A 26556-nucleotide genomic window follows, 5' to 3' on the forward strand; every position below is an offset into this window, starting at 1 on the left:
TATGTCATGAGAAAAATTGTTCACTTTATCGCAGGTAAAGATTTTGAGGATAGCAGCGAAAATACCGCATCGGTATTTGCGCCTAACACAGGTGAAGTACAGGCTGAAGTAAGCTTAGCTAACACTTCAACCTTAGCCTATGCAATTGAAACGGCCCAAGCTGCACAACTTGAGTGGGCAGCAACAAACCCTCAACGACGCGCCCGTGTTATGTTCAAGTTTAAAGAGCTGGTTGAAGCCAACCGCGATCGCTTAGCCGCGTTATTATCAAGCGAGCACGGAAAAGTATTGGTTGATGCCCAGGGTGATATTCAGCGCGGCCTTGAAGTTATCGAGTTTGCCTGTGGTATTCCTCATGCGCAAAAAGGTGAATATACCGAAGGCGCAGGCCCGGGTATCGATGTGTACTCCATGCGCCAAGCGCTCGGCGTAGTGGCAGGTATTACGCCATTTAACTTCCCGGCCATGATCCCGATGTGGATGTTCGGTGTGGCAATTGCCTGCGGTAACGCGTTTATTCTAAAGCCATCAGAGCGCGATCCGTCAGTACCTGTTGAATTGGCAAAGCTTATGATTGAAGCTGGCCTTCCTGCAGGTGTGCTTAACGTAGTACACGGTAATAAAGAAGTGGTTGATGGTATTCTAGATCATCAAACCATTAAGGCAGTGAGCTTTGTAGGCTCTTCTGATATTGCTAACTACGTTTACGAGCGTGGCGCTCGTGCTGGGAAGCGCGTTCAAGCTATGGGCGGCGCAAAAAACCACGGCATCGTAATGCCTGATGCAGACTTGGATCAAGTGGTAACCGACTTAGTGGGTGCTGCATACGGCAGTGCCGGTGAACGCTGCATGGCTCTACCGGTTGTCGTTCCGGTGGGCGACGAAACCGCTGAAAAACTGAAAGCTAAGCTTATTCCGGCTATTAAAGACATTATGGTAAGTCATAGTGAAGATCCTAACGCCCATTATGGCCCTGTGGTTACTGCTGCTCACAAAGAGCGCGTTGAAGGCTATATCGACCTTTGCATAGAAGAAGGTGCTGAGCTTGTTTACGACGGTAGAACCAGCCAGATCCCAGACGACTGTCAAGGCTATTTTATCGGCCCAACGTTCTTCGACCACGTGACCAAAGACATGCGCTCATACCAAGAAGAGATTTTTGGTCCAGTGCTGCAAATGGTACGCGCGAAAGATTTCAACGAAGCGGTTAACTTAGCAAGTGACCATCAATACGGCAATGGTGTTGCTATGTACACCCGTAACGGCCATGCGGCGCGCGAATTTGCGAACCGTGTAAACGTAGGCATGGTTGGAATTAACGTGCCTATTCCTGTTCCGGTTGCCTACCATACATTTGGGGGCTGGAAGCGCTCTGCATTTGGCGATACCAACCAGCACGGTATGGAAGGGGTGAAATTCTGGACCAAGGTTAAAACTATTACTCAGCGCTGGCCAGATGGCTCAGATACGAACGACAACGCCTTTGTTATTCCAACCATGGGCTAAGCGAGGAGACTATTATGACCAAAGTTGCATTTATTGGCCTAGGTAATATGGGCTCAGGGATGGCTGATAACCTAGTTAAAAACGATTACAACGTATTGGCTTTTGACTTAAGCGAAGCGGCGCTAGCAAAAGCTAAAGAAGCGGGCTGTACTATTGCACAAAGTACCAAGCAAGCTGTTTCTGAAGCTGACATCGTTATTACTATGCTACCAGCAGGCAAGCACGTACAAGATATCTATTCAAATCAGATCCTAGCTTCTGTCCGAGAAGGCACCTTGCTTATTGATTGCTCCACCATTGACGTGGAAACGGCGAAAAGTGTATCAGAATTGGCTGAGAGAAAAGGCCTTAAAATGCTCGATGCGCCGGTCTCTGGTGGCGTTGCGGCCGCCGCAGGCGGCACCCTTACCTTCATGGTAGGTGGCGATGCTGACGCATTCGATAAAGCGCAAGGCGTACTTGGTGCAATGGGCAAAAAAATCGTTCATGCGGGCGGTCATGGAGCGGGGCAAGCAGCGAAGATTTGTAACAATATGTTACTTGGCGCGACCATGATTGCGACGTGTGAAAGCTTCCAGCTGGCACAAAAACTTGGCTTAGATGCGCAAGTGTTCTTCGATATTGCGTCAAATGCATCGGGTCAAACGTGGTCAATGACCAGCTACTGTCCCGTAAAAGGCGTTGGTCCACAGAGTCCTGCTGATAACGATTTTGCTGGCGGCTTTGCCTCTGCACTTATGCTTAAAGACTTGGGCCTAGCCATGCAAGGCGCAAAGGGGGTAGATGCGCAAGTACCTATGGGTGAACTTGCTGCAAAATGGTTTGAAATGCATTGTGAAGAAGGCAATGCAAGTATGGACTTCTCCTCAATAATCAATCGATTAGCATAACAAAAAAGCAACATTTCTCCGACGGCTGCTTTCCCTCAGAAGAGGCGGCCTTCTTACTGGGCGAGTAAAGGATTTTACTCGCTCTTTTTTATTTAGGTCTGCCCAGTCCGTTTACATTAGCATTATTGTTTTCTATACCAAATCTTTACCCCGATGGGATTATTTCTTTCGTATTTGGTGTTTTCGTTTCATCATTCACGGCTACTTTTACATTAATTATTCGTTCTTAAAACTCCATAAATTCGAGCCGGTTTCCTTTGCGGTCCACATCTTGCAATCTTGTAATTAAGCTAAGGAATTTACACTGTATTAAGGGGCTAAACTTTATACCCCCTTATGCTAATCGATACGTTTATGTGCTTTAAAATATTATACGTTTTAATGACTTACTTAATTCACTACGTAATTTTACTAAACACACTGGTTCTATATCTCGCTCGTTTGAAGCGTGCTTGAAGAAGCCGAGTGTCGCTAATTTATAACGTTCAATTTCCTAATTTCATTAAGTAAAAATAAAAGGAACACACTATGAAAAAGCGTATTGTTGCCGCTTCGATGGCAATTGTAGCTATTGGTTGTATTTTCGCCTTTATTGACACTTCTCCTTCTGACAAAAATGAGGTAGCGACGGCGAAAACTAATACAAAATCAGTTGGTAAAGAAGGCGCTGTTGAAAGGCAACGAAACGGCAAGGTGCTATCGACAGGTATCGATAACTTCAAACCGAAAAACGAAGCTGAGCTAAAAGCTCAAGCTACAACTAATACTAATGGTAAGTCAGAGAAAGACACCATCGTCTGGACGACATCAGAAGAAGGTAAAAAAGTACTTGAAGCAGAAGGCCATATTCCTGCTGACGTCACCGACGAAGCCTACATTGAGCTTGATCGCGAAGAGCTGATGTCGGTGAAAGTTGGCGAGTATCTCGATTTATACATCCCACAGTTCGGCGGAAGTTACACCGGTGAAGTTGATCACGTTGTAACTCATCCAAATGGCGACCGTACTGTAGAGGCGCACATTCCAGGCGCGGGCTCTCTCTATGCCGCTGTGATAACCATTGGCGAAAATGCCACCTACGGAAACTTAGCCACGCCTCGCGACGTGTTTGTGCTTGAAGGCAATGAAAAATACGCATGGATCGCCCCAAAATCTTCAATGATGCAAAACCACATCGAACGTGAACCTGACAGCGAACGCCCGCTTAGCGACGACAACGCTGAAGAAGTCTTCGATCTCGGCCAAAACTAATCCCCTAGTGCCTGTTGAGCTTCACAGGAAATTCAACAAGCTCAAATAAAACAACAAGAAGGAAATAAAAATGAAACACACATTTAAGTGTTTAACGGCAATGGCAGTTTCACTGCTTTGTGCAACAACGGCAACAGCAGCCACCATCGATGTGATGGTGCTTTATACCCAACCTGCTGCAAACAATGTGTCTAATATCGACACTAAAATTAACCAATACATCTCACACGCCAACCGTGTTTATCGCAATAATGCGATAGATTTACAGTTGCGTTTAGTGGGCGCTCAGTCTTCTGCGGCTACATCTAGCGACCTTCAACCTACTGAGAGTGCGTTAGATTTGTTAACTGATAGTAGTGGTGTACAAAACGCGCGAACCTCTAACGGCGCAGACATGGTTGTGCTTTTAGGTAATCGTGAAAACATTTATGAAGGCGGTCAGCTAGCCGGTTATGTATGCGGCATTGGCTGGGTAGGTCAAGGCAACAACGGTACATTGTACTCTAGCTCGCAAAGCCGTATGTACAGCATCAGCGCCGTTGACTGTGGATTATCTACTTTCGTTCATGAACTCGGTCACAACATGGGCTTAGGTCACTCTGTGCGCCAAGGTTCAGTCGGGGGTGTTTATAGCGACGGTATAGGTCACGGCGTTAATAATAACTTCTCAACTATCATGGCCTATCCTCAGGCATTCGGTAGTGCCACACAGCTAGACTATTTCTCTGACCCTTACTGGTCAGGCTGTAATGGCCAAGCCTGTGGCGTTGAAAACGAGTCAAATGCTTATCGCGCGGTAAATGCAGTTATTAACCAAATTGCTAACTACTTCTAAGTAAGTAATTAATTAGGGGATGAATAAGGGAAAGCAGCCTCGCTTTCCCTTCAACCCTAACCTCTCAAACCCTGCGGATTTTTTACTCCCTAGGCTGCGTCAGCATGTCATCAAACGCATCCATTTCCCAAGGCAGTTCACCTGGACTGGTATCAAGGAAATGCAGATAACTTTCGAACTGATCTAAGATGTCCTTAGTAATGCTCTCCTTGTCGTATCCGTAAATATCGTAGGCTTGCCCTCCGCGGCGAAGGAAAACTTCAGCGCGAAAATATTTTTCCAACCTATCGTCTTCTGAGCGTAATTCTGCATAGCTAAAGCCGGGTACTAAATACTCAGTCATACGAATGTCATAAATAAAGTCCATATGATCATGACGTTCCACAGTGAAAGTAGCCCTGCCTGTTTCGTCATCCAGCTTAACGAACGCTTCCCACTCTCGCGCTTTCAGTGCAGCCTGCACGTCTTTCATCGCAGCTATCACCGTTTTATCAATAAACTCATGCACCTCATTTCGGCTTGGGTAATCGACCATTGCTGCGAGTCGTCCTTTTAGGCTAGTCGAGCGACTGTGGTTTCTATTAAGCGTATTCGCCGTCAAACTGTTATTTCGATAGCCCTCGATGACAAGCGCACGCCATAGACCCGCTGCAGACGCTAGCATTATAAAGGCAAAAGGTAAGGCGCTGGCGATGGTCATCGTTTGCAGGGCATTCAATCCGCCAGCCAACAGCAATACTGCTGCGACTGTGCCTTCCAAACACGCCCAAAATATGCGCTGCCAAACCGGACTTTCTTCTTTACCACCAGAAGCAAGAGAATCGATAACCAGCGACCCTGAATCTGATGACGTCACAAAAAATGTAATGATCAATAACACGGTCAAGCCTGACATGATTGACGCGCCAGGTAGCAAATCATAAAGCTTGAACAACGCAACCGCTTCGTTTTCCTGCACATCGCTAATGAGTGTAGTAACACCTTGGTTCATAATGGCATTTAGCGCGGTGTCGCCAAACACAGAAAACCAAAGGAAAGTGAACATGGTAGGCACTAGCATTACCCCGAAAACAAACTGCCTAATGGTTCTGCCTCGACTTATTTTAGCGATGAACATGCCCACAAACGGCGCCCAAGCGATGGTCCAGCCAAAAATAAACAACGTCCAGTTCCCAATCCAATCGCTACGACTGTAAGCTTGAAGATTAAAGGTACGTTCGATGATCCCGTTGATGTAACTTCCCGTGTTTTGCAGGAAAGTCTCTAAAATATGTACGGTTTCTCCGAACACAAAAACCGTACTCATAAGCGATACAGCCAGAACCATATTGAGAATAGATAGCCGTTTAATGCCTTTATCCATCCCCGCAATCACAGAAATTGTTGCGGCAATAGTCACAATGGCAATGGTGCCGACCTGCACCATAATATCGATAGGGATATCGCCGGAAAGGTAGTTAAGCCCTGCATTGATTTGGGTAACAGATAGCCCAAGCGTAGTGGCGATACCAAATAATGTACCGAGAATGGCGAATACATCTACCGCATGACCTATAGGGCCATAAATTTTATCCCCAATCAGCGGATACAAAGCAGAGCGAATGGATAACGGAAGACCGTGTCGGAATGCGAAATAGGCAAGGACCAAACCGACTAGCCCGTAGATCGCCCATATATGAAAACCCCAGTGAAAAAACGCGATCTGCATCGCCTGCTTTGCCGCATCAACAGTTTCAGCAGCCCCTGCGGGTGGCGATGAATAATGCAATACAGGCTCAGCCACGCCAAAGTAGAGCAGCGCTACGCCGTAGCCTGCTGAGAACAACATAGAAAACCATTCGGGAAAACTATATTGCGGCTCAGCATGATCGGGCCCCAATTTAATGTTCCCCCAGCTAGAAGATGCTATCGATACAATGAATACCAAAAAGATAGCCACCGATAACATATAAAACCAACCAAAGGTTTCTGTAATCCATACCAATGTACTGTCGAAGGCCTCACCGGCAAGTTCGGGATTGCTGATAGTTCCAATAACTAGTAGAAAAATAATAGCAACGGCGGGGAGAAATACAGGAAGAAGAATGGTTGAGTTGTTTACTTGGCCTTTCATAGCAAATCCCTTTTCACTGACAGGTAAATTTAAGCCCTGTGAAAGTTTAAACACTATCTTTTACTACTGGCGTGCATTGGGTTTGGTTCAGGTCAAACTGGCATTGATACCTGAGCATCGAGTTCAGAATTAGCTGGAAATAATATTAGTAGATAATAGTTTTACGGAAAGGAATTAAGGCTCTACTTGCTTTTAATTTGCTCAACAACAAACAAAGCCTTTTTATTTAAATTTTTAATCTAGTGAGTTTTTAATGATGCCCACCACAACAACTTCCATCATGCTCAGCCCAGTTCTTAAGCTTGGTTGTTTTACCTATGCCTGGGTTAAAGCTATTAGTTGGGTCTAACTCTCGGTAAAAGTTTTTAAGCGCATCTTTAGCAAAGTATTCGTGACCCACGTTATGTTCTGCAGGATACTCAGCACGCCTTGCGTCAAAGGTTTCCAGAATCTTACCTTTCAACAGTTTGGCATCTGCGCCTTTCTTCAATACATAGTTCTGGTGCATAACGTGGCAAAACAGATGACCGTAATACAGTTTGGTATCAATCTGCTCATCTATTTCATTAGGCAATACTTCAAACCAATGAGGGTCGTTACGGCGAAGCGCAACGTCTATGGTCATCATGGCGCCCACTTCGTTGCTGTGCATCACGTGATAACGACCTATCGCGCCACCTGCAACAAAACGATGTAAAATCGCTTTGTCAGCTTCTTCTTCTGTACACTCAAAGTAGCCACCTTCGTTGGTTTTAAAAAACTCATCTAGGTAGGCTTTAGCTTCATCTACCCCGTGGTTGCTCATTTCTAAAATCCAGTGATGCTGATATTTATCTCTGTACTCTTCCATCCGCTTTGGCAAGTGATTTGGAAAAATATAGCTCATGTACTGCATAACGCGATCTGACATTTTGTTGGGTAAAAAACCTAACTTGTCGGTAAATGCGTCAAACTTCCGCTTAAACGCAAACAACTTCGGTATGAACTTCGCACCGAGTTTGCTGATAACGATAAACATGTCTTTACCGTATTTCTTTGATACGTCGTAGCAGTCGCGGTGAAGGTACTCACCTGAGTCAGGCAAATTCTTAAAGGAAGAAAGAATGTCTCGACGGACTTTTGTAAATACAGCGGCATCGTTAGAGCCTACGTAGAATACTTGTTTCTTTTCAGGAATTGGAAATGTGTCTAGCCTTACTGCAAAAACAGCAAGTTTCCCTGCACAACCTGAGGCCTCATGAAGTCGCCTGCCATCATTGTTGAAGCGCGAAGGTGTATCTGAATCAACGTCTCGAACTCGCTCATCATACTCATTGTCTGATGCACGAGCGTCAGGGTGCTGAACGTCAGCCTCTTTGTAACGTTTGTTCTCAAGATTATTCAAAATTTCTTCTGGCTCGCTACCTAGGTTAATCCCTAGGTTGTTTACCAAAGATAGATTGCCATTGGCGTCTATTTGGGCAAAAAGCGCTAATTCCGTATAGGCTGGGCCTCGCTTAACTAACGCTCCCCCTGAGTTGTTGCATATTCCGCCTACAATAGAGGCACCAATGCAAGAAGAACCAATTACAGAGTGAGGTTCTCGACCGTAAGGCGCGAGCGTCTCTTCCAACCCAAATAAAGTGCTCCCCGCTAAACCAACAATCTGCTTTCCATCGTCAACCAACTGAATACCATCAATACGCATGGTACTGATAATAACTAAGGGCCTGTCGTAATCTTTACCATCTGGGGTAGAGCCGCCGGTTAACCCTGTATTTGCCGCCTGCATAATTACAGCAACATCAGCTTCAACACACAGCTTTAAAACACGCCAAATTTCGACCAGCGTACCTGGGCGCACTACCGCTAGCGCTTCTCCCGCCCCAAAACGAAACCCTTTGGTATACGGCTGCTTCTTCGCTTTATCAGTTAACAAATAGGCTTGCCCTACTACATCGCGCATAGATGCAATCAAAGACTGAGTGTCAACATTTACGGTCATGGTTCTCTCTGTGTGTTGAATAATGGAAGGAATCACTTAGTTTTGAACTATACACTAACACCATTTTTAACAAAGGGGGCAAGCCGCTTTTATCGAGATATTTTACTTATATTTAATTCGTTAAAAACTGATAATTAATAGTGTCCTATCGGGCTCAAAAATTAGCGACGCCACCTTAAAGTAGTGGTGTAAAGTGCTCGAGTATTCAGACACGAGCGTTTTCTTGAATGAGGACTCCTACCACGCCCAAATTGGTCTTACCAAAAGTAGCATAATATTCGCTTTAAGATTATATATTTAACCTTAGGCCTTCTTGATTCAGCCTACGCCCCACCTAATTAAATCTATACTAATCATCAACTAACGAAAAAAAAGGCGTCAATTCTTTTATTTGCGGGCTTCAGTATTTATTAAGCAATGACAAAAAACATACAAAACAGGTAGACCAATTAAATTTATTAACCTAATATTGGCTTTACAAAATGTAATACAACACAAAGAGTTTTTGTTATGACGAAAAACGTAGCACTGGTAACTGGAGCAACAGGCGGCATCGGATTTGAAGTTGCCAAAAGACTTGGCCAAGACGGTTTCACTGTAGTTTTGAACGGCATTGAAGACGACAAAGGCGCAGAGCGTGTTAAAGAGCTAACCGACTTAGGCATTGAAGCAGAATACTATGGCTTCGACGTTACAAGTGACGAAGCGGTTAATAAAAACGTAAAAACTATTGGCGACAAGTACGGCAAAATTGATGCTGTTATCAATAATGCTGGAGGTCTTGGCGGTCGAAGCCCAATGGAAGAGATGACAACGGAATTTTACCGTTTTGTTATGGCACTGAACCTTGATAGTGCGTTCTTTGTATCTCGAGCTGCCATTCCATACTTAAAGAAATCCGACAGTGGTTCTATAGTGAATTACACGTCTAACGCCGGTTGGAATGCTGGTGGCCCTGGCGCAGGTATTTACGGTGTTTCAAAGGGCGCAGTACATACGCTAACTCGAGCGCTTGCTAAAGAGCTAGCACCAGCAGGTATTCGCGTGAATGCAGTATCTCCGGGCACAATTGATACACCATTTCATGCGCAAATCAAAGCAACTAAGCCAGAGGTTTTCGCTTCTTGGAAAGACAACATCATGCTTGGTCGCCTTGGTCAGCCTGAAGAAGTAGCGTCTGTGGTGTCATTCTTGGTAAGCGAAGATGCATCATTTATTACCGCAGAGACCGTGCAAATTGGTGGCGGACAGGCACTAGGGATTTAATCATTCCGATGTTTCCTGATAAACCACTAACAGAAGACGTCCTGAAAACGCTATCACATACACTTGTTAATGCGCGTAAGCATGCCAGTGTATTAGAAACGTTTCCGGGCGATGTTCCGACGACACTGGACGCGGCCTACCACGTTCAGGATATGTCACTTGCACAGTGGAACGATGAAATTACCGGCTGGAAAGTAGGAATGGTCATCCCTGAGCTTCGTGAGCAAATGGGGGCTGAGCGCTTAATGGGTCCAATTTTTAAAAAAGTTACCCATTTCATTGGCCGTCCTCATGCAGACGATGAATTCGTCAAGCTAGAAGTCTACGCAGGTGGTATGGTTGCTGTCGAAGCTGAACTGGTGTTTGAATTGGGAGAAGAGGTTACTCCTGGTTCGATCGATACCAAAGGATCTTTAAAGCATTTAATCAAAGCCGTATATGCTGGTGTGGAAATAGCTAGTAGCCCGGTGATCGATTTAAATAGCTATGGACCTACAGCCATTATCAGCGATTTTGGTGTAAACCAAGGCATGGTAGTAGGTGCCCCTATAGCGTCGTGGGATAAAGTGATTGAGAAAATTCAAACCTCTGTCTTTATTAATGAAAAACACATCAACACAGCACCTTCCAATAATGTATTACATGGCCCGATGGCAGCAGTAGCTTATCTAATTGACCAAGCAGCTGCACGTAACATTGCCCTTCCAAAAGGCTGCATGATTTGTTCAGGCGCTATCACCGGCGTTCATGACACGGTGGCAGGTGCCACATCCACCGTCACTTTTGAAGGAATTGGGAATATCAACATGAAACTAGTTCCCGTTGCTGTTTAAACCAACCTGATCAAGCGGGGGTTTACTACGTTTAATTACCGCTTTTCTTCTCTCTTTTTATGCTACATTGTGGTTGATTTAACTACTATTTTGACAATTGTATGCAGAACATTTTCTTTTTTCATCAATCCTCGTTTATTAAGCGATGTTTAACTTTCGTTACCTTAATCACTGCTTTTTCCGCGCTAAATGGATGTGTAAGTACACAGAATGAAGATCCTTATACATACACACCTTCTACATCACCTTATCAAGATGTAATCGATGCGCAGCAGCGAGCTGAAGAGCAAAGCAAGTTACTTTTAGTTGTGCTGGGCGCTCAGTGGTGCCATGACAGTACTGGCCTAGCCCAGCGATTTGCGACAAAGGAAATGGATCTTATTTTACGCGCTCACTATGAAACCGTATTTGTTGATGTCGGGACACTTGAAGACAGAAGAAATATAACCGAGCGTTTTGACTATCCTATTTATTACGCCACACCAACAGTGATGGTGGTTGAACCTAAAACCAGCGCATTGTTAAACAGAACGTCGATGGATATCTGGGGACGCGCTGACAGCATTTCCTTATCGGAGTATATTCAGTATTTCTCTCGCTTTCCCGCAATGACAACTGCGCAAAAAGCCCCGTTCATTAACTGGCAAGCGACAGATGAGGAAGAGATCTACAACAAAGAGCAAGCACTGAGATTGCAAAGCGCCTATGACAAACTTGGTCCAATGCTAGCGCAAGATTTACAAGGTAACACTCCCGAAGGCCTTAACGAGCTGTGGAAAGAAACCAAAGGGTTTCGCACTGAACTACAAAAAACGCTTATAAAACGTGCAGAGCTTTCGCTAGATTCTGAAAATGGTAACGGCGTAAACACTACCCCGGCGTTGCGACACTACAACCCGTTTTCTTGGGAACATAATTAAAATAGTTAACGCCTACCGAACATTAAAAAGGGCCTTTACAAAGGCCCTTTTTCGAATAAACATAGCTTTATCAAATGCAGTTCAACTATTTACGCTTTTGCGTTATTTAAAACCCTATTATTAGTGGTGCTATTTGACGGATTACTTCTGCGCTTAGCTGGTCGTTTAGCGGCATTCCCGTCACTTCCGGTACGTCGTCGACCTGCTGGCTTTACACCGCTATTGTTGCGCGAATCCGACTTGCTTGTTCGCGGGTTACCATCTCTGCTACGAGTACCTTGGTGTTGACCCGATTTTTTGTTCTCACCACTTCGTTTACCTTCGCTGCCATTGTCACCGTGTGATGCTTTCGGCTTTTTGGGCTTCTTAGCCTTTTTCGGCTTGGAAAGCGTGGTAACAGGCACGGCTTGCTGAGGCTCGAAACCTTCCAACGTTTCACGAGGAAGCAGCTTTTGAATAAGGGTTTCAATATCTTTCAGGTTTTGCAGCTCTTCGGCACATACAAATGACCACGCCTGTCCGCTAGCGCCTGCACGCCCTGTACGACCAATTCGGTGAACATAATCGGCAGCCGTATTGGGTAAGTCTAGGTTTACAACGATAGGTAATTCACTGATGTCGATGCCGCGTGCTGCAATATCAGTGGCAACCAATACTTTGATTGCACCACTTTTAAAGTCAGCAAGGGCTTTAGTTCTTGCACCTTGGCTTTTGTTACCGTGAATTGCAGCACTTGGAATTTTTGACCGAGTCAGCTTTTCTGCAATACGGTTAGCACCGTGTTTAGTTCGGCTAAACACCAAAACCTGCTCCCATTTCTGCTGTTTAATCAGACAAATAAGCGCAGTCGTCTTTTTAGATTTATCAATGGTTACCAAATGCTGTTGAACAGCTTCTACCGTGGTATTCGCAGGCGCGGTCGAAATACTTACCGGATCACGTGTGATCGTTTTCGCCAATGCAGTAATCTCATCGGAAAATGTGGCTGAGAACAGTAAGCTTTGACGCTCTTGTGGCAACAGTTTCAACACTTTCTTGATATCGTGTATGAAGCCCATATCAAGCATCCTGTCGGCTTCATCTAACACCAATACTTCAAGCTGAGAGAACTTCACTGCATTTTGCTGATAAAGGTCAAGTAGTCGTCCTGGCGTTGCAATTAATACATCTACCCCTTTACGAAGCTTCATCATTTGCGGGTTAATGCCTACGCCACCAAATACCACAGCCGTTTTTAACGGCAAAAACTCACTAAAGGCTTGCATGCTTTCTTCAACTTGAGCGGCAAGCTCTCGGGTAGGCGTAAGAATAAGCGCGCGAACATTATTGCCTGTCACAGGCTTTCCCGACATCAACCGTTGTAAAATAGGAAGCCCAAACCCCGCGGTTTTCCCTGTTCCCGTTTGCGCAGCTGCTAGCACATCCTTTCCTTGCAACACCTCTGGTATTGCTTTTTCTTGGATAGGTGATGGCGTGCTAAATCCTCGTTTTTCAATAGCTTTTAACAAGGGTTCAGCGAGCCCTAATTGGGTAAATGACATTAACAAACTCCTGTCATAGGTATTATATAGAAACTGCATACCTCAAAGGTATAAGCGTTAGTGCTTTATTGCTAACCGTGGGGGGTTATAGATTACTGGGAAAACCTAAAGAGATACGCTATTGCCAACTTGGCTTATTGGTGTTTGACATCAAGAAAAGAACGTAGGTGTTTACTCTTACAAATTGCGCGCGGAGTCTACCACTAAAACCAGAAAGCCACCAGCGCATTTTTTGTTCAAATAACGTTTAACAGAAGGCTGGCACCAACTATTAACACCATCTCTATAGAATTGATAGACAATAAAGGGCATAAAATAAAGTAACCCCAGTAATTGAATAGTCCAACTATTAAGGATCACTTAATTATCTAGTATTTTTAAATTTAGCTAGTCGAGATTATGCTTCGCTCGCTATACTTGAGAACACGCCTCTGTAATCAAACCCCACTGTTTACCTGCAACCCACTGAGGTTTCGCTACCCAAGTACCGCCAGCGGCAAATACGTTACCTAAAGACAAATAGTCTTCAAAATTTTCTAGCGATACGCCGCCCGTTGGACAGAATTTTGTGTCCTTAAACAGCCCGCCCACGGCTTTCAGGAAAGCAGCCCCACCAGATAAAGACGCTGGAAATAGCTTCATTTCCCTATATCCGTATTCCCGCGCCAGCACAATATCTGACACATTAGACACACCAGGAAGTACCGGTAAACCTGAATCGACTAGCATAGTAAGCAGACGCTCTGTCACCGCAGGCGTTACGATAAAGTCTGCACCTGCGTTAATAGCAGCATCTAAAGATGCTCTATCGATAACAGTTCCAGCGCTTACGATCATGTCAGGCAGTGCTTCTTTTATAGCCGTTATACACTTTGCCGAATTTTCAGAACGTAATACGACTTCAACCGTAGTAAGACCTGCTGCCGACATCGCTTTGGCAATTGCCACACCATCATCTACATTATCGGCTTGAATGATTGGAAGCAGGGTTTGTTCGCCCATAATGTCTGATATTTTCTTCATGAGTTGTCTCTTTATTAGGTGGGCACTCTGCCCTAAGAAGTTCTATGTAGTATTATGCGATATTTGAATATTTTACTTTCTAAGCGATAGATGACACCAGTGCAGCATAGGCAGCTTTATCAACAATGGCGCCAGGGTGTTGGATTACGAAACCCGCACATTTAGCCGCTTTTTCAACACTTGCTTCAGGGCTTTCTCCCGTTAGGTAGGCACCCAAAAATACGCCATTAAATGCGTCGCCGGCTGATGTAGTATCAACTACATCAGCAACGGGGGTTAGACCTACTACTGAAACTTCACCTTTTTCATCAACCAGCGTCACAGCGCGACTGCCATTTTTAATAACCAGTTGCTTAAATGAGAAAGGGGCTAGAAACTTGAGAACCTCTTCCATCGTTTCGAAGCCGTACAAGAAATTAAAGTCCTCTAATCCAGGCAAAGCGATATCTGCAATTTCAAATGCTTTTTCGTATAGTGCGATTGCATCGTCTCTTCCCTTCCAAAGCGCAGGGCGATGGTTCATGTCAAAGACAATTTGGGTACCGCTTTCCTTCAACGTTGTCAGTAAGCGCCAAAAATGAGGTAGGTCTTCTTTGTTTAATATAGCAAGTGAAATGCCTGAGAATAGCACTAAGTCTAATGCAGTCATCGACGCTTTATCGCCATCAGCAAGCAGTGACATCAAGCACTTCGCAGCAGAATCATTTCGCCAGTACGTAAAAGAGCGCTCGCCTTCTGCATCGGTATAAATTTTATAAAGACCAATGTGCTTGTCTGGATGGGTAAACAAAAAGCGTGTATTAATTGACTCGCATTGAGCGAAGTCGAGCATTTCTTTTGAAAGCGCATCGCTGCCCACAGCACTGATAAAATAGCTTTCTAATTGCGGAAATGTCCGCGTTAAATAAACGGCAGAATTGAAGGTATCACCAGCAAAGCCTTCTTCTAAATTACCGTCCACTTTTTTAAGCTCAGCCATGCACTCGCCAATAAAACCAACTCTCATATCATCCACCCTACGAACTCGTAGTCTTTAATTTATTACGTTAATTACTTATGTTCTTTCAAAACTTGATACACAACTATGAGCAGGCTTTATTCAAGACAGCTACAATCATCTTTTGCTTTTAAAAAGTCAGTAATAATAATGTCGTGCGTATTAACAAATGTGTTTCTGCTGTGTGATGTTTGCGGTTCCCCAACAGTGTGCTCAATTTCAACTGGCGAAGTGGCGTTAAACTCATTGCTTTGTATCTGTGTTTTTTGTACGCCGTGAAGAAAAATACTCGCTCTACGCTTATTTCTTTTTCCTAAACCTACGTTGGTTAACACATTCTTACTTATTGTGACCTTCGGCCCAAAGGTGCTCTCGTCAGTACCACCGCGATAAATAAGAGCTAGCGCACCCTCTACATCTTTAAAAGTATTACTTTCTAGATTCAATACTTCGACGTTATAAATACCCAAATCATCTTTCTCTTTATTCAGCGCAAGTATGTGGCCGGAGATAGTATCGAATTGGCTGTTAGTAATAGATAACAAGGTCGCGAAGCTGCGCGCGCCCGCTGAGAAAAAATGGTAACTATGATTGATGTCTAAGTCGGTTACTTTTACCTTGTTCATTATGAATCGGTAATTAGTTAACATGCCCCACTTCTTAGTACGAATAAAGGTATTTCCGGCAGCATCTGGCGCATCCGCCCCTGAAAGGGTTACTCCTTCAATTTCCAGTGAGCCATTATCACTTATTTCAAAAAGCGCTGAACGCTGGGGAAGAATGACGATGTTTGCATTAGCCCCTCCTTTGACTGAAAGTGTTTTGTCTACTTCTACAATTTTTTCTTCGCTGTATACGCCGTCAGCTAACACAAGCGTATCTCCATCTTGCGCTTTTGCTACAGCTTCAAAAAGCGTATTTACGCCGGGCTCAACAGAAACTTCATTTCCTGAACCAAACGGTGTTTCATACACCTTTTTCTCATACCAACTTGGTCCAACGTCAGATTTATTGAGCGCTTTAACACTGCTGTCAGCACCCACTTGCATTCCGTCTACCTTAATATTGAGAGATGAAGAGGCTTGTATATCGCTTCGCTTAGTGAATCCTTTTTCAATTTGACTTTCTACACTGTAGTTAGCCACATTATTAGTAAACTCTATGCCGCTTATGTCATCAAAAAAGCTAAACGTAGTAGGTACCGTATCGGCTATTACAAGATTATTACTAAAAATACTGTCCATTGGCGGCGCTGAACGCTCCTCATCCGCCCCTGCAGCAAGTTGAATGTGAGAAACATCAATAAACGTATTGTGGTGAATATTGGCGTTTTTCACTTGGTGATAACGATTTTGTGGTGAGTTGGGCACGCCGTTCATTACTGTAAAACCGCTACCAAAACGGTAACCAGTAAGCCCTTTGAACACGTTATTTGCTACTTCTTGATCGGCATTAATTACACGCACCCCACCGGTATTGGGAACGCCATTTCCTAAAAACACATTATTAGTGATTGTATTGCCATTTCCATGTCTTAGGGTTAGCGTACCGCGAGATTCAATGAAGGTATTGCCGTTAAGAACGTTGCCACCTGACTTAACGCTAATAATTTCAACTTCGCCATTACATCGGTCAAACACATTATTTTCTACACGGGTAAACGAGTTTTCTAATGAATAATGACTGGTGCCAATTCTTAACGTCTCGCCACCATTTGAGCCTAGCTCTGGACGGTACCCAAAATAGTTATTGTCTATTTGATGGTAGTTTTCGATGCTGCCTGCACTATTTAACCGCACTGCAACGGTTACACCTCGGTTTCGTTTTCCTGCCAGGTATGAATGATCTAGCCTATTGTGCTTTCCATATAATGCGACCCAATAGTCATTTTCGAATTTATCGGGTTTAGAATAGTCTTCAATAACGACTTCGGTAACTCGTGTGTTATTGGCGAGTTCGTCTTTGCTCGTGCGATAACTAATTACCGAGCCTGAGGGGGAGAAGCCGCCTTTAAATACGAGCCCAGATACAATTAGGTGATTTCCCGAAATAGAGAGGTTTGACTGACCAGAGAGAACAACGCCCCCTTTGGTTTCTGCTCTTAACGTAATTGGCGCTTGTTCATTTCCTTGAGCTTTGAATTTAATTTCAAAATTCTGATATGTACCATTTTTAAGGACGACGTCGTCACCAGGAGCAACTTTGGTCAGTGCTTCTAGGTAGCTTTGCTCGGAGTCAACTAAGTAGTTGTCAGCATGTACCGCTGAGTTAAACATAAAGAGAGTAATAATCCCCATCGCTGACTTAAAGACGTTAACTACTTTCATACATTCCCCGTTTCGTTAGCACCATTGGTAACGCTATTGCTACTGATATTGCTCAAATCACATAAATCGCACATACATTGCCAATGTTCTTTTGCAAAAACGCAATTATGCTGTTATTTATTTGTTAGCGGCTGTTTTAGAATCTAACCAATAAATAGACCAAAAACAACCAATTTATTTTACCAATAACCCTCCAATGTATTACCAATCGGAAAAGTAAGCATCGCCTTTATGCTTTTCATGGCAGCGCACGAGGGGCTTTGCGCTTTATAGTAGTTTCGATATACAATGGTCAGATAGAATTAATTTACCAATTGTTTATTTTTTAGGTAAGTAGCAGGCAAACAAGGGCTGTAAATATGAAGACTCGTCGTCTCTTTTGGAGCATAGTTGAAAAACTTGAAGCGCTAATTGACCAAGGAATTTACCCTGAAGGTAGCCGTTTACCCGCAGAAAGGGAACTTGCGGAGACTTATAACGTTAGCCGCCCGACTATACGCGAAGCTATAATTGCGTTAGAAGTGAGAGAGCGAGTGGAAGTAAAGACTGGCTCTGGCGTGTATGTTTTGCATCAAAAAAAACAAGGTCAAGTAACCAAACCCATTAGTGCGTTTGAACTTACCCAAGCACGCGCTCTTGTTGAAGGCGAAGCTGCTGCACTTGCCGCCGCTACCATTTCGAATGACGAATTAGAGGCGCTTAAACAAACCCTTGTCGAAATGCAAAACCCACAGAAAGCTGATGAAGCAGATCAACGCTTCCATCAAATTATTTCACAAGCTACACGTAACAACGCCATTATGCTCTCGGTTGAAAATTTGTGGGAGCTAAGAAGAAGTGTGCCTCAGGTCATTGCTGCGTATAGCGATGTCTGTTCACAGGGTGAAGAGCAAAGATTGCAAGAACATACGTTTATCTATGATGCTATAGCAAGTAAAGATTCAGCAGGTGCTAGACGAGCTATGCATCAACATTTCAATCGGCTGATCAATGCGCTTTTTGACGCTAGTGAAGCCAAGGCCTTAGAAGAGATAAAACGTAAAACAGATGAAACCAGAGGCCTTTATTCTATTGCTCATTTAAGGCAATAATAGCGATAGACGCTCATCAGTTTTTCCTTTCATCAAAAAAAACAGGCTTCTTATTTCTAAGAAGCCTGTTTACTTTGTAGGGTACTCTAGCGAGTCACTGTTTTTATTTTGTGCCTTAAAATGCCAAAGAAAAATCAGGTATGCTTTTGGATTTAGCCCATTTCACTTTCCCATATTTTGCTTAGGCGTATAGATAAGCTCGTCCACACTCTGCTCAAACAAGCAGCAGAAAACAAAACCATACTACAATTTGGCCTTACCAAATGTCAACCAATTATTATTACCAATATTACATTTCCTTCTCTTTTTCTATCTACACGATAAATATTTAAGGGAAAAAGTCACCTATAGGGCGAACGACATTCTTCATATAGATTAGCAGAAAAATATAAACCCTTGGTTCAGAAAGGAATTAATTCGATCTTAGTGAGATATTCTAGTATATACATGTTCGGGAAGAAATATTAGCTCAACTTCAGTAGATAACAAATTACTCAACCTATATGACCAAAGTAATAATCTAAGCCAATTAATGTTGGATAGATAAAAAAAGCTTTACCATATTTGTTATAACAGATAAAAAGCGCGCAGTTATTCTACGCTCAAATTACACACTCGCTGTCATAGCGGGTAACAAAGTGAAGTAAATACATGAATGTTGAAAGTTTTGCCCAGCACTTCGAGGAAAAGTTAGCTTTAGTCAAGGCATCGGTAATGACTGATAGCTTCTTTATCCAGCTCACAACCATTGCGGTTATTTATTGCGTTGCGTTTTTGCTTGCACGGCAAGTAAAAAAACCATTTAAGTTTACCCGAGAAAAGCCACAGCTAGGCGCGCACACTATGCATGGCTTTTTATACAATATTGGTGAGGCATTATTCCCGCTTATCACCATAAGTATGCTAAAGCTTACCACCGTACTGGGTGCGCAATTTCAATTTGATGCATGGCTATTGGAAATAGCCGTTGTTGTTGCACTTATGCTATTTGTTAATTCCTTAATTACTGGCTTCGTCGAAAACAAGACCATTGCAGCATTTATGCGATGGGTGGGTTTACCTATTTTATTCCTACACTTAGTTGGCGTGCTTCCGCTGATAACCTCCGCATTGGAGTCAATAGCAATTTCAGTCGGCAATGTTGAAATTTCAGCATATGGCGTAACAAGAGTGTTGTTGTTTGGTGGCTTGCTGTTTTGGCTGGGTCGCAGCTCCAATGCTATTGGTCAAGATATTATTAGAAACCATAAATCGCTCGATGTTTCTACCAAAGAAGTGTTCGCAAAACTGTTTGAAGTTGCTCTTTTCTGTGTAGTGTTCCTTCTATTGCTTAACGTCATGGGAATTAATCTTACTGCATTAGCCGTATTCGGTGGTGCTGTAGGTGTGGGTTTAGGCTTAGGTCTCCAGTCTATCGCATCAAACTTTATTTCGGGCATCATTATTCTATTGGATAAATCGTTGACCGTAGGCGATTACGTTGAATTGGAAGACGGACAAAAAGGTATCGTCAGAGAATTTAAAATGCGCTATGCCGTATTAGAAACTTATGACGGTAAAGACATACTGGTACCTAACGAGAAGTTTATCAGCTCGTTACTAATAAACTGGACACATAAAAATCAAAAACAACGTTACCGCATCGACTTTTCTGTTGCCTATAAAACAGATATTCGCGCAATGGTAGAAATCATCAAAGAAGCAGTATCGGAACATCCTCAGGTGATCAGTGGTGATGATATTCCCTTTGAAGAGTTGCCTGACTGTGAAATAGATAGCTTTGGCGACTCAGGCGTTAACATGTTCGTTGAGTTCTGGATGGAAGGTGTGGACGATGGTAAGAACCGCGTGGGTGGCGACTTACTGCTTACCGTGTTCGAAACACTACGCGAGCACAATATTGAAATACCTTTCCCACAACGAGAAGTAAGGGTTATCAACGAACAAGGAATTGGAATTCTAAATACTACGCCATAACATAACTTTACTTGTTCATGAAATGCGCGTTTTCAGTTGTACCTTCGCGCTGGTTAAAACCTAGCGCGAAGTGTATCCCACTGCCACTCTTGAGCATATAACCCCAACGTGTGGACAAACTTTTCATAGTCATCCTTTCCCATGGCTGACGCTACAGTTTTCAATTGAGATTTAGCTTTGATGGCCTTTACCTTAAGTAACTCCAATCGCTTATCTGCACTCGAATCAAAATTATCGCTGATAATCTCTTTCACTTTATTGCCCGCTTCCCAGGCTGTAATTACATAGCCCACCAGTTTTATATAAACACCTACCATACGCTTTCGCTCAAATATGTGCTCAAATAGTGAACCGGATAACAATTTGTGGAAACTGGCCTCGGTCTCTAATGCAACTAGCGACTCAGCGTTTTTCAGCTCTTCCAATACATTGCGCAAAAGCTTTATATGTGTGACGGAATTAATTGCATCAATATTTAAAGCGTTAATATCGTCACTCAGTATTTCTAAGTTGACCAATGTTCGTTGAAGACTAGCCATTATGGTATTTGTCTGTAGAAGCGAGAAGTAAAAGTTCAGTGTATCGAATTAAAGATGAGTTTGCGATGTCCTCTCGGTCTTTTAGGAATTAGAACTGATAAAGCCATTTGTAATTTGATAAAAAAAGGGCGCCGAAGCGCCCTTTTAGCCGTTATGCCTATCGAGAATAAGTTTTTAAAATTATTCTCGAAAGCAATTCACTTGTACCTATTTACCTAGGCTGGCGTTTAAATCATGACGTAAATCAAAACGATCTAGCGTCATCACTTTGGTCCATGCGTCAACAAAGTCTTCAACGAATCGTTTTTTGGCGTTGTCGTAGGCATAAACTTCAGCCACTGCACGTAGCTCACTGTTTGAACCAAAAACTAGATCGACAGGCGTTCCCGTATACATTACTTCACCCGTACTTCTGTTTATGCCTTCATATACAGATGGATTATCAGTTTTTCTCCACTTAACACCCATATCAAGCAGCGTTATAAAGAAGTCGTTGTTAAGCGTGCCTACCTTGTCAGTAAATACACCGTGACTTGTACCACCTGCGTTTGCGCCTAACGAACGCAAACCGCCTAATAGAACCGTCATTTCTGGCACTGTTAGATTAAGTTGGTCAGCCTTATCTACCAACATCTCCGTTGGTGAACGATAACTCGCTTCTGCATTATAGTAGTTTCTAAACGCATCGGCTGTCGGCTCTAGCAATGAGAAAGAGTTAACGTCAGTCTGCTCTTGCGTTGCGTCGGTACGACCTGGTACTACAGGTACAGTCACTTCAACACCCGCGTCAGCAGCCGCTTTTTCAATGGCAGCCGCGCCACCAATAACAATCAGATCGGCTAACGATACTTTCTTTTTAGAGAACATGCGCGAGTTATAGTCTTCCTGCATTTCCTTAAGCTTTGAAACAACAGCTTTAACTGTTTCAGGTTCGTTAGCTTCCCAGCTCATTTGTGGCTCTAGCGCGATACGAGCCCCGTTCGCACCACCGCGTAAATCAGATGCTCGGAAACTTGCTGCCGCTGCCCAGGCCGTTTTCACAAGCTGCTGAACCGTTAAACCACTGTCTAAGATGTCAGCTTTAAGCTTCTTAACATCTTTATCAGAGATCATCTTATAGTCAGCTTTAGGCACAGGATCTTGCCAGATGAAGTTCTCTTCTGGGATATCGTTACCCAAGTAACGTGCCTTGGGCCCCATATCGCGGTGAGTTAACTTAAACCACGCTTTAGCGAATGCCGTTTGATACTCTTTAGGATCCGCTAAGAAGCGCTCTGCAATTTTACGATACTCAGGATCATACTTAAGCGCTAAGTCGGCCGTAGTCATCACAGGAGGGTTTTTCTTACCTTCAACGTGAGCATCTGGTACTGACTTATGAAGCGATTCATCAGTAGGGATCCACTGAATAGCACCGGCAGGGCTACGAGTTTGTTTCCACTCAAAGCCCAATAAATTTTGAAGATATAAACTTGTCCATTTGGTAGGCAGCTGTGTCCACGCACCTTCTAAGCCACTTGTTACCGTGTCTTCTGCGTTACCTTTACCGCAGTTGTTTTTCCAACCTAGCCCTTGTTCTTCTAGACCTGCACCGCCTGGCTCAGCTTCCAGACAATCAGAGGGCTTGTGGGCGCCGTGCATTTTTCCGAATGTGTGACCACCTGCGATTAACGCTACAGTCTCTTCATCATTCATCGCCATGCGACCAAATGCTGTACGAATATTTTTCGCTGACCCCATTGGATCAGGCACGCCTTTAGGTCCTTCAGGGTTAACGTATATTAGCCCCATGTGCGTTGCCCCCAACGGACGCTGAAGTTTGCCATCGCGCTCTTCACGGTCACTCGCTAGCATTTCTACTTCTGGACCCCAGTACACCATGTCAGGCTCCCAGTCATCAGTGCGGCCACCAGCAAAACCATAGGTATCAAAGCCCATGTTTTCCATACCCACGGTGCCCGCGAGGATCATTAAGTCACCCCAAGATAGGCTTTCACCATACTTTTGCTTAATTGGCCAAAGCAGACGACGTGCTTTATCTAGGTTGCCATTATCAGGCCAGCTGTTGAGCGGGTCAAAACGCATTTGGCCACCGTCACCACCACCGCGACCGTCTAATGTACGGTAGGTGCCGGCGCTGTGCCATGATAGACGAATAAAGAAAGGACCGTAGTTACCAAAGTCTGCTGGCCACCAGTCCTGAGACGTAGTAAGTAATTCATTGACGTCTTTTTTGACCTCATCAAGGTCAAGCTTGGCAAACGCTTTAGCGTAATTAAAATCCTCACCAAGTGGATTTGAACGGTTGTCATGGTCTCGAAGTGGAGAAAGATCTAGCTGATCTGGCCACCAAAATTTATTCGTTTTCGCTTGGAAAGCTTTAGCCATACCCGTACCTTTAGCACCAGCAGGCTTGCTGATTTGGTCGTTCGCAACGGCACCTGTCGCCCCCAAAGCAAGCGCAACTAACGCTGACAGCGTGGTTTTTCTAAACCTATTTAAAGTCATGGTCTTTTCCCATTTGAGTTTGTTGTAATTACCGAGGAGGATTTCCTAGGGCATCGCCCACTCGTTAACATTCTGTTTACTTCATAAGCTTTTTAAAGATAGACAGGCTCACTCAATATTTACAGTTGATAAAATGAATTCAACTGATTAGAAAATCCAATCAAAGATAAAAAATCTTATATTCAACACTTTAATTACACAGCTAATAATTTCTTTGCTGTTGTATTAAGCCCCCTTACGCTTGCCAACGAAATGATCATCTATGAATCTCTTTCAAACGCCATGAAAAATTTTCGTCTTTAATTTTCTAAAAATACCAGCAAGTCATAAAAATGACTAATAAACAAACAGATACAACACAACCTATGTAAAGTTTGCTCTTAATTGAACCAGAATTTGAAATTTCTACCATGGCACAGCAATTGATACAGGATACATGTAATCAAGACGCATTAGCTTCATATAAGAAGTCGATGGAATGTTAAGAAGTAATGAGGAAGAACTTATGAAAAACACACTTAAAACACTAACTGGACTTGCTGCGGTTGCCACTATCAGTGCAATGGCGTCATTCGGTGCCCACGCTCAGTCAAACCAAATTGAAGCCAAGGACAGTGGTTTTTACGTAGGTGGTAATTACGGTTATCTACGTGTTGAAGGCGAAGATGACTTTGACGACGATAAAGATGTTTGGCAAGGCCTGGTAGGTTATAAGTTTAATGAGTGGGTTGCCATTGAAGGTGGCTATATTGATTTCGGTGACTACGGTAACGATATCGCAGGTGCTGAAACAGATGGTTATACAGCAGCCATTAAAGGTATTCTTCCGCTAACCGAGCGTTTTTCGCTGTACGCGAAAGCAGGCCAGCTTTGGTCAGAGACAGAGTATAACTTTGCCGGTATTTCACGCGATAACGATGACGAAAGTCTCTTCGTTGGCGCAGGTCTAAGTTACGCAATTACAAGTAACTTCTTAGTTAACGCTGAATACACTGTTTATGATACCGAGCTTGATGCAGACGAAGCATTTGACGACATCGACGATACAGATTTTGAAACAGATCTAAAACAAGCGAGCATCGGTGTAGAATACCGCTTCTAATTGAATACGGTGTCTCCGTTTTAATTTAAACGGATGAGATCTAAACGCCTTCGCCACAGGTGACGAAGGCGTTTTCGGTTAACCATCTATGCGCTGAATGAGTTGAGCTAACTCTTCTATTTTTGCCACCGTTGTTTTTACCAGGTTGTCAATTTCGTTTGACGATGACTGCGAGTTGCCTGCCAGCGTTCTCACTTCGTCAGCAACTACTGCAAACCCTCTGCCCATTTCACCCGCTCTTGCTGCTTCAATAGCCGCATTCAATGCTAATAAATTGGTTTGCTCGGAAATAGAGTTAATGGTGCCAACAATGTTACTGATGGTTTGGCTGGTCTCCAATAATTCTTTCATGGCGTCTTGCGTGTCGTTTACAGCTTGCTTTCTGGACGTAACGTTAATAGCAAAAAATACGTAGCGCGTTATTTGACCGTTGAAGTTTTTAAGCGCGCTTATTCGCGCATCAAATGCCAAGTAACTATTACCAATTTCAAACTCAGCAATCTTTGAAACAAACCCTGATGCTTCAAGTGTTGATTTATCTTCTGTGGATAGACTCCCCATTAGTTCACTAGCAAATGCATCTGAGCTCATTACGTCCTTTAATGTTTCGCGTAACAATTTGTTTGCCTCTATAACTTCACCATTTGGCTTCATCTCAAGAAGTACCAACGCACTGCCAATAGCCTTTAATTTGTTCGTGAAGTCTAGCGCCATCTGTTTCACACGCGTGATATCAGCCTGCACTGCAATGAAGTTAACTAAATTGCCTTCTTTAAAAACGGGGTTTATTGATAGTGAAGTCCAATAAGGCGTTCCATCTTTTCTATAGTTGAGTATTTCATCGTAAAAGGCTTCTCGGTTTTTGATTTTTTGGCGTATAACACTAACGGTCCGCGGATCCGTTTCTTCGCCTTGTAAAAAAGAGCCCGGTTTCTTACCCTTAATTTCATCAAGTTGCCAGCCAGTCAGTCGATAAAAGCCATTATTCACATATTCTATTAACCCATTGGCGTCAGAGATAATTACCGCGTTATCCGTCTCATTAGCAACAAGAGAAAGCATTCGCTGCATCTCTCGTTGTTCAACTTCTTCGGTAACATCCTTTATAAAAGCCGTATAGAGGGTTCTATCAGCCAGCCTTACTTTCGACAAAGAAAGTCTCCCCCACAGACTTCCTCCGTCTTTGCGCTCTATTTTGACTTCCCGACTCGTACCAACAATTTTGTCTTGCCCCGTTTCTCTGTTCGCGTTCACGTAATTATCATGGTTCGCTTGGATTTCTTGGGGAACGAGCATTTTTACATTTTGGCCAATCACTTCATTTCGCGTGTAGCCCCATAATTTTTCGGCTGATGCATTAAACAACGTTACGTTATTGTTCTCGTCAATACACACCACAGCATCTAATGCTTGTTCTAGGGTTTGCTCCACAATTTCGCGTGATTCACGCTCTTCTGTAACATCGCGCACAAATGCGGTGTAGTGCTTCTTGCCTTGGACAATAACTTGTGAAAGTGCGAGTTGCACCCAAATTCGCTCACCGCTCTTGGTTTCTAGTTCAACCTCTCGGGAACTGCCAACAATTTTATTGACGTTAGTTTGTCGGTGAGAATTTACGTAACTATCGTGATTCGCCTTATATTCTTGAGGCACTAGAATTTTTATATTTTTACCCAACACCTCACTTGGCGTGTAACCCCATAATTTTTGAGCAGCGCCGTTATAAAACGTAATATTGTTTTTCTCATCAATAGTCACGACAGCGAGTATTGACTGTTCAAGTGCCTGCTTCGACGCGTCTTCCTTAGAAAAAAGCTTCATTCACTTTAACCTTTTGTATAAATTTTTAATTT

The 26556-nt window shown here is 43.5% G+C and carries 19 protein-coding genes; 10 read left to right on the forward strand and 9 right to left on the reverse strand.

Features of this window, described 5'->3' with window-relative positions:
- Positions 1 to 6: 6 nt before the first annotated feature.
- The 4 genes from V7R42_RS10345 to V7R42_RS10360 all read left to right on the forward strand — a co-directional run bounded on the left by V7R42_RS10345 (position 7) and on the right by V7R42_RS10360 (position 4482).
- Positions 7 to 1506 carry a CoA-acylating methylmalonate-semialdehyde dehydrogenase gene (locus V7R42_RS10345; RefSeq protein WP_334020100.1) on the forward strand — a complete coding sequence of 500 codons (1500 nt, stop codon included), beginning with the start codon at positions 7 to 9 and terminating at the stop codon, positions 1504 to 1506.
- A gap of 14 nt (positions 1507 to 1520) precedes the next feature.
- Complete coding sequence (mmsB, locus tag V7R42_RS10350) at positions 1521 to 2396, forward strand: 3-hydroxyisobutyrate dehydrogenase (protein ID WP_334020101.1); 876 nt, start codon at positions 1521 to 1523, stop codon at positions 2394 to 2396.
- Between the two features lie 528 nt (positions 2397 to 2924).
- Entirely contained in the window at positions 2925 to 3647 is a 723-nt protein-coding gene (locus V7R42_RS10355; protein ID WP_334020102.1) for a hypothetical protein, read from the forward strand.
- Positions 3648 to 3717: 70 nt separating this feature from the next.
- Positions 3718 to 4482, forward strand: coding sequence for a zinc-dependent metalloprotease family protein (locus V7R42_RS10360; protein WP_334020103.1), 765 nt, complete (start codon positions 3718 to 3720; stop codon positions 4480 to 4482).
- An 82-nt stretch (positions 4483 to 4564) separates the two neighbouring features.
- Here the strand turns inward: V7R42_RS10360 and V7R42_RS10365 are convergent, their stop codons facing one another.
- Positions 4565 to 6595 carry a BCCT family transporter gene (locus tag V7R42_RS10365; RefSeq protein ID WP_334020104.1) on the reverse strand — a complete coding sequence of 677 codons (2031 nt, stop codon included), beginning with the start codon at positions 6593 to 6595 and terminating at the stop codon, positions 4565 to 4567.
- A gap of 250 nt (positions 6596 to 6845) precedes the next feature.
- A complete protein-coding gene (gene dld, locus V7R42_RS10370) occupies positions 6846 to 8579 on the reverse strand; it encodes a D-lactate dehydrogenase (RefSeq protein WP_334020105.1) in 1734 nt (577 codons plus the stop codon).
- 510 nt (positions 8580 to 9089) lie between these two features.
- Here dld and V7R42_RS10375 point away from each other — a divergent pair.
- From V7R42_RS10375 to V7R42_RS10385, 3 genes are all read left to right on the forward strand, one after another.
- Positions 9090 to 9845, forward strand: coding sequence for an SDR family NAD(P)-dependent oxidoreductase (locus V7R42_RS10375; protein WP_334020106.1), 756 nt, complete (start codon positions 9090 to 9092; stop codon positions 9843 to 9845).
- An 8-nt stretch (positions 9846 to 9853) separates the two neighbouring features.
- Positions 9854 to 10678 carry a 2-keto-4-pentenoate hydratase gene (locus V7R42_RS10380; protein WP_334020107.1) on the forward strand — a complete coding sequence of 275 codons (825 nt, stop codon included), beginning with the start codon at positions 9854 to 9856 and terminating at the stop codon, positions 10676 to 10678.
- A 101-nt stretch (positions 10679 to 10779) separates the two neighbouring features.
- Positions 10780 to 11598, forward strand: coding sequence for a thioredoxin family protein (locus V7R42_RS10385; RefSeq protein WP_334020108.1), 819 nt, complete (start codon positions 10780 to 10782; stop codon positions 11596 to 11598).
- A gap of 89 nt (positions 11599 to 11687) precedes the next feature.
- Here V7R42_RS10385 and V7R42_RS10390 read toward each other — a convergent pair whose 3' ends face one another.
- The 4 genes from V7R42_RS10390 to V7R42_RS10405 all read right to left on the reverse strand — a co-directional run bounded on the left by V7R42_RS10390 (position 11688) and on the right by V7R42_RS10405 (position 17456).
- Entirely contained in the window at positions 11688 to 13139 is a 1452-nt protein-coding gene (locus tag V7R42_RS10390) for a DEAD/DEAH box helicase (protein WP_334020109.1), read from the reverse strand.
- A 411-nt stretch (positions 13140 to 13550) separates the two neighbouring features.
- Positions 13551 to 14162 carry a bifunctional 4-hydroxy-2-oxoglutarate aldolase/2-dehydro-3-deoxy-phosphogluconate aldolase gene (eda, locus tag V7R42_RS10395; RefSeq protein ID WP_334020111.1) on the reverse strand — a complete coding sequence of 204 codons (612 nt, stop codon included), beginning with the start codon at positions 14160 to 14162 and terminating at the stop codon, positions 13551 to 13553.
- 79 nt (positions 14163 to 14241) lie between these two features.
- A complete protein-coding gene (locus V7R42_RS10400; protein WP_334020112.1) occupies positions 14242 to 15168 on the reverse strand; it encodes a sugar kinase in 927 nt (308 codons plus the stop codon).
- 89 nt (positions 15169 to 15257) lie between these two features.
- Positions 15258 to 17456 (reverse strand): chondroitinase-B domain-containing protein, encoded by a 2199-nt coding sequence (locus V7R42_RS10405; RefSeq protein WP_438823651.1) that lies wholly within the window; start codon positions 17454 to 17456, stop codon positions 15258 to 15260.
- Positions 17457 to 17845: 389 nt separating this feature from the next.
- Between V7R42_RS10405 and V7R42_RS10410 the strand changes: the two genes are divergently transcribed.
- Together V7R42_RS10410 and V7R42_RS10415 are read left to right on the forward strand one after the other, a co-directional pair.
- Complete coding sequence (locus V7R42_RS10410) at positions 17846 to 18577, forward strand: FadR/GntR family transcriptional regulator (protein WP_334020115.1); 732 nt, start codon at positions 17846 to 17848, stop codon at positions 18575 to 18577.
- A gap of 651 nt (positions 18578 to 19228) precedes the next feature.
- Positions 19229 to 20554 carry a mechanosensitive ion channel family protein gene (locus V7R42_RS10415; RefSeq protein ID WP_334020116.1) on the forward strand — a complete coding sequence of 442 codons (1326 nt, stop codon included), beginning with the start codon at positions 19229 to 19231 and terminating at the stop codon, positions 20552 to 20554.
- A gap of 53 nt (positions 20555 to 20607) precedes the next feature.
- Here the strand turns inward: V7R42_RS10415 and V7R42_RS10420 are convergent, their stop codons facing one another.
- A complete protein-coding gene (locus V7R42_RS10420; RefSeq protein WP_334020117.1) occupies positions 20608 to 21093 on the reverse strand; it encodes a hypothetical protein in 486 nt (161 codons plus the stop codon).
- Positions 21094 to 21300: 207 nt separating this feature from the next.
- Positions 21301 to 23601 carry a catalase/peroxidase HPI gene (katG, locus tag V7R42_RS10425; RefSeq protein ID WP_334020119.1) on the reverse strand — a complete coding sequence of 767 codons (2301 nt, stop codon included), beginning with the start codon at positions 23599 to 23601 and terminating at the stop codon, positions 21301 to 21303.
- Positions 23602 to 24106: 505 nt separating this feature from the next.
- On the opposite strand from katG, the gene V7R42_RS10430 reads away from it, so the two are divergent.
- The gene (locus V7R42_RS10430; RefSeq protein ID WP_334020120.1) at positions 24107 to 24703 is read left to right on the forward strand and encodes a porin family protein; all 597 of its coding nucleotides are present in this window, start codon (positions 24107 to 24109) and stop codon (positions 24701 to 24703) included.
- Positions 24704 to 24781: 78 nt separating this feature from the next.
- On the opposite strand, the gene V7R42_RS10435 is transcribed toward V7R42_RS10430, so the two are convergent.
- The gene (locus V7R42_RS10435; protein ID WP_334020121.1) at positions 24782 to 26524 is read right to left on the reverse strand and encodes a PAS domain S-box protein; all 1743 of its coding nucleotides are present in this window, start codon (positions 26522 to 26524) and stop codon (positions 24782 to 24784) included.
- Positions 26525 to 26556: the final 32 nt, after the last annotated feature.

The sequence above is a fragment of the Alteromonas sp. S015 genome (assembly GCF_036864485.1).
Classification (GTDB): domain Bacteria; phylum Pseudomonadota; class Gammaproteobacteria; order Enterobacterales; family Alteromonadaceae; genus Alteromonas.

What these genes read in the sequence shown, in the direction of transcription:
- V7R42_RS10355 (WP_334020102.1), top strand. Translation starts at nt 2,925, where the DNA reads ATGAAAAAGCGTATTGTTGCCGCTTCGATGGCAATTGTAGCTATTGGT.
- V7R42_RS10415 (WP_334020116.1), top strand. Translation starts at nt 19,229, where the DNA reads ATGAATGTTGAAAGTTTTGCCCAGCACTTCGAGGAAAAGTTAGCTTTA.
- V7R42_RS10345 (WP_334020100.1), top strand. Translation starts at nt 7, where the DNA reads ATGAGAAAAATTGTTCACTTTATCGCAGGTAAAGATTTTGAGGATAGC.
- V7R42_RS10365 (WP_334020104.1), bottom strand. Translation starts at nt 6,595, where the DNA reads ATGAAAGGCCAAGTAAACAACTCAACCATTCTTCTTCCTGTATTTCTC.
- V7R42_RS10405 (WP_438823651.1), bottom strand. Translation starts at nt 17,456, where the DNA reads ATGGGGATTATTACTCTCTTTATGTTTAACTCAGCGGTACATGCTGAC.
- mmsB (WP_334020101.1), top strand. Translation starts at nt 1,521, where the DNA reads ATGACCAAAGTTGCATTTATTGGCCTAGGTAATATGGGCTCAGGGATG.
- dld (WP_334020105.1), bottom strand. Translation starts at nt 8,579, where the DNA reads ATGACCGTAAATGTTGACACTCAGTCTTTGATTGCATCTATGCGCGAT.
- V7R42_RS10390 (WP_334020109.1), bottom strand. Translation starts at nt 13,139, where the DNA reads ATGTCATTTACCCAATTAGGGCTCGCTGAACCCTTGTTAAAAGCTATT.
- eda (WP_334020111.1), bottom strand. Translation starts at nt 14,162, where the DNA reads ATGAAGAAAATATCAGACATTATGGGCGAACAAACCCTGCTTCCAATC.
- V7R42_RS10375 (WP_334020106.1), top strand. Translation starts at nt 9,090, where the DNA reads ATGACGAAAAACGTAGCACTGGTAACTGGAGCAACAGGCGGCATCGGA.
- V7R42_RS10420 (WP_334020117.1), bottom strand. Translation starts at nt 21,093, where the DNA reads ATGGCTAGTCTTCAACGAACATTGGTCAACTTAGAAATACTGAGTGAC.
- V7R42_RS10400 (WP_334020112.1), bottom strand. Translation starts at nt 15,168, where the DNA reads ATGAGAGTTGGTTTTATTGGCGAGTGCATGGCTGAGCTTAAAAAAGTG.
- V7R42_RS10380 (WP_334020107.1), top strand. Translation starts at nt 9,854, where the DNA reads ATGTTTCCTGATAAACCACTAACAGAAGACGTCCTGAAAACGCTATCA.
- katG (WP_334020119.1), bottom strand. Translation starts at nt 23,601, where the DNA reads ATGACTTTAAATAGGTTTAGAAAAACCACGCTGTCAGCGTTAGTTGCG.
- V7R42_RS10385 (WP_334020108.1), top strand. Translation starts at nt 10,780, where the DNA reads ATGCAGAACATTTTCTTTTTTCATCAATCCTCGTTTATTAAGCGATGT.
- V7R42_RS10410 (WP_334020115.1), top strand. Translation starts at nt 17,846, where the DNA reads ATGAAGACTCGTCGTCTCTTTTGGAGCATAGTTGAAAAACTTGAAGCG.
- V7R42_RS10360 (WP_334020103.1), top strand. Translation starts at nt 3,718, where the DNA reads ATGAAACACACATTTAAGTGTTTAACGGCAATGGCAGTTTCACTGCTT.
- V7R42_RS10435 (WP_334020121.1), bottom strand. Translation starts at nt 26,524, where the DNA reads ATGAAGCTTTTTTCTAAGGAAGACGCGTCGAAGCAGGCACTTGAACAG.
- V7R42_RS10430 (WP_334020120.1), top strand. Translation starts at nt 24,107, where the DNA reads ATGAAAAACACACTTAAAACACTAACTGGACTTGCTGCGGTTGCCACT.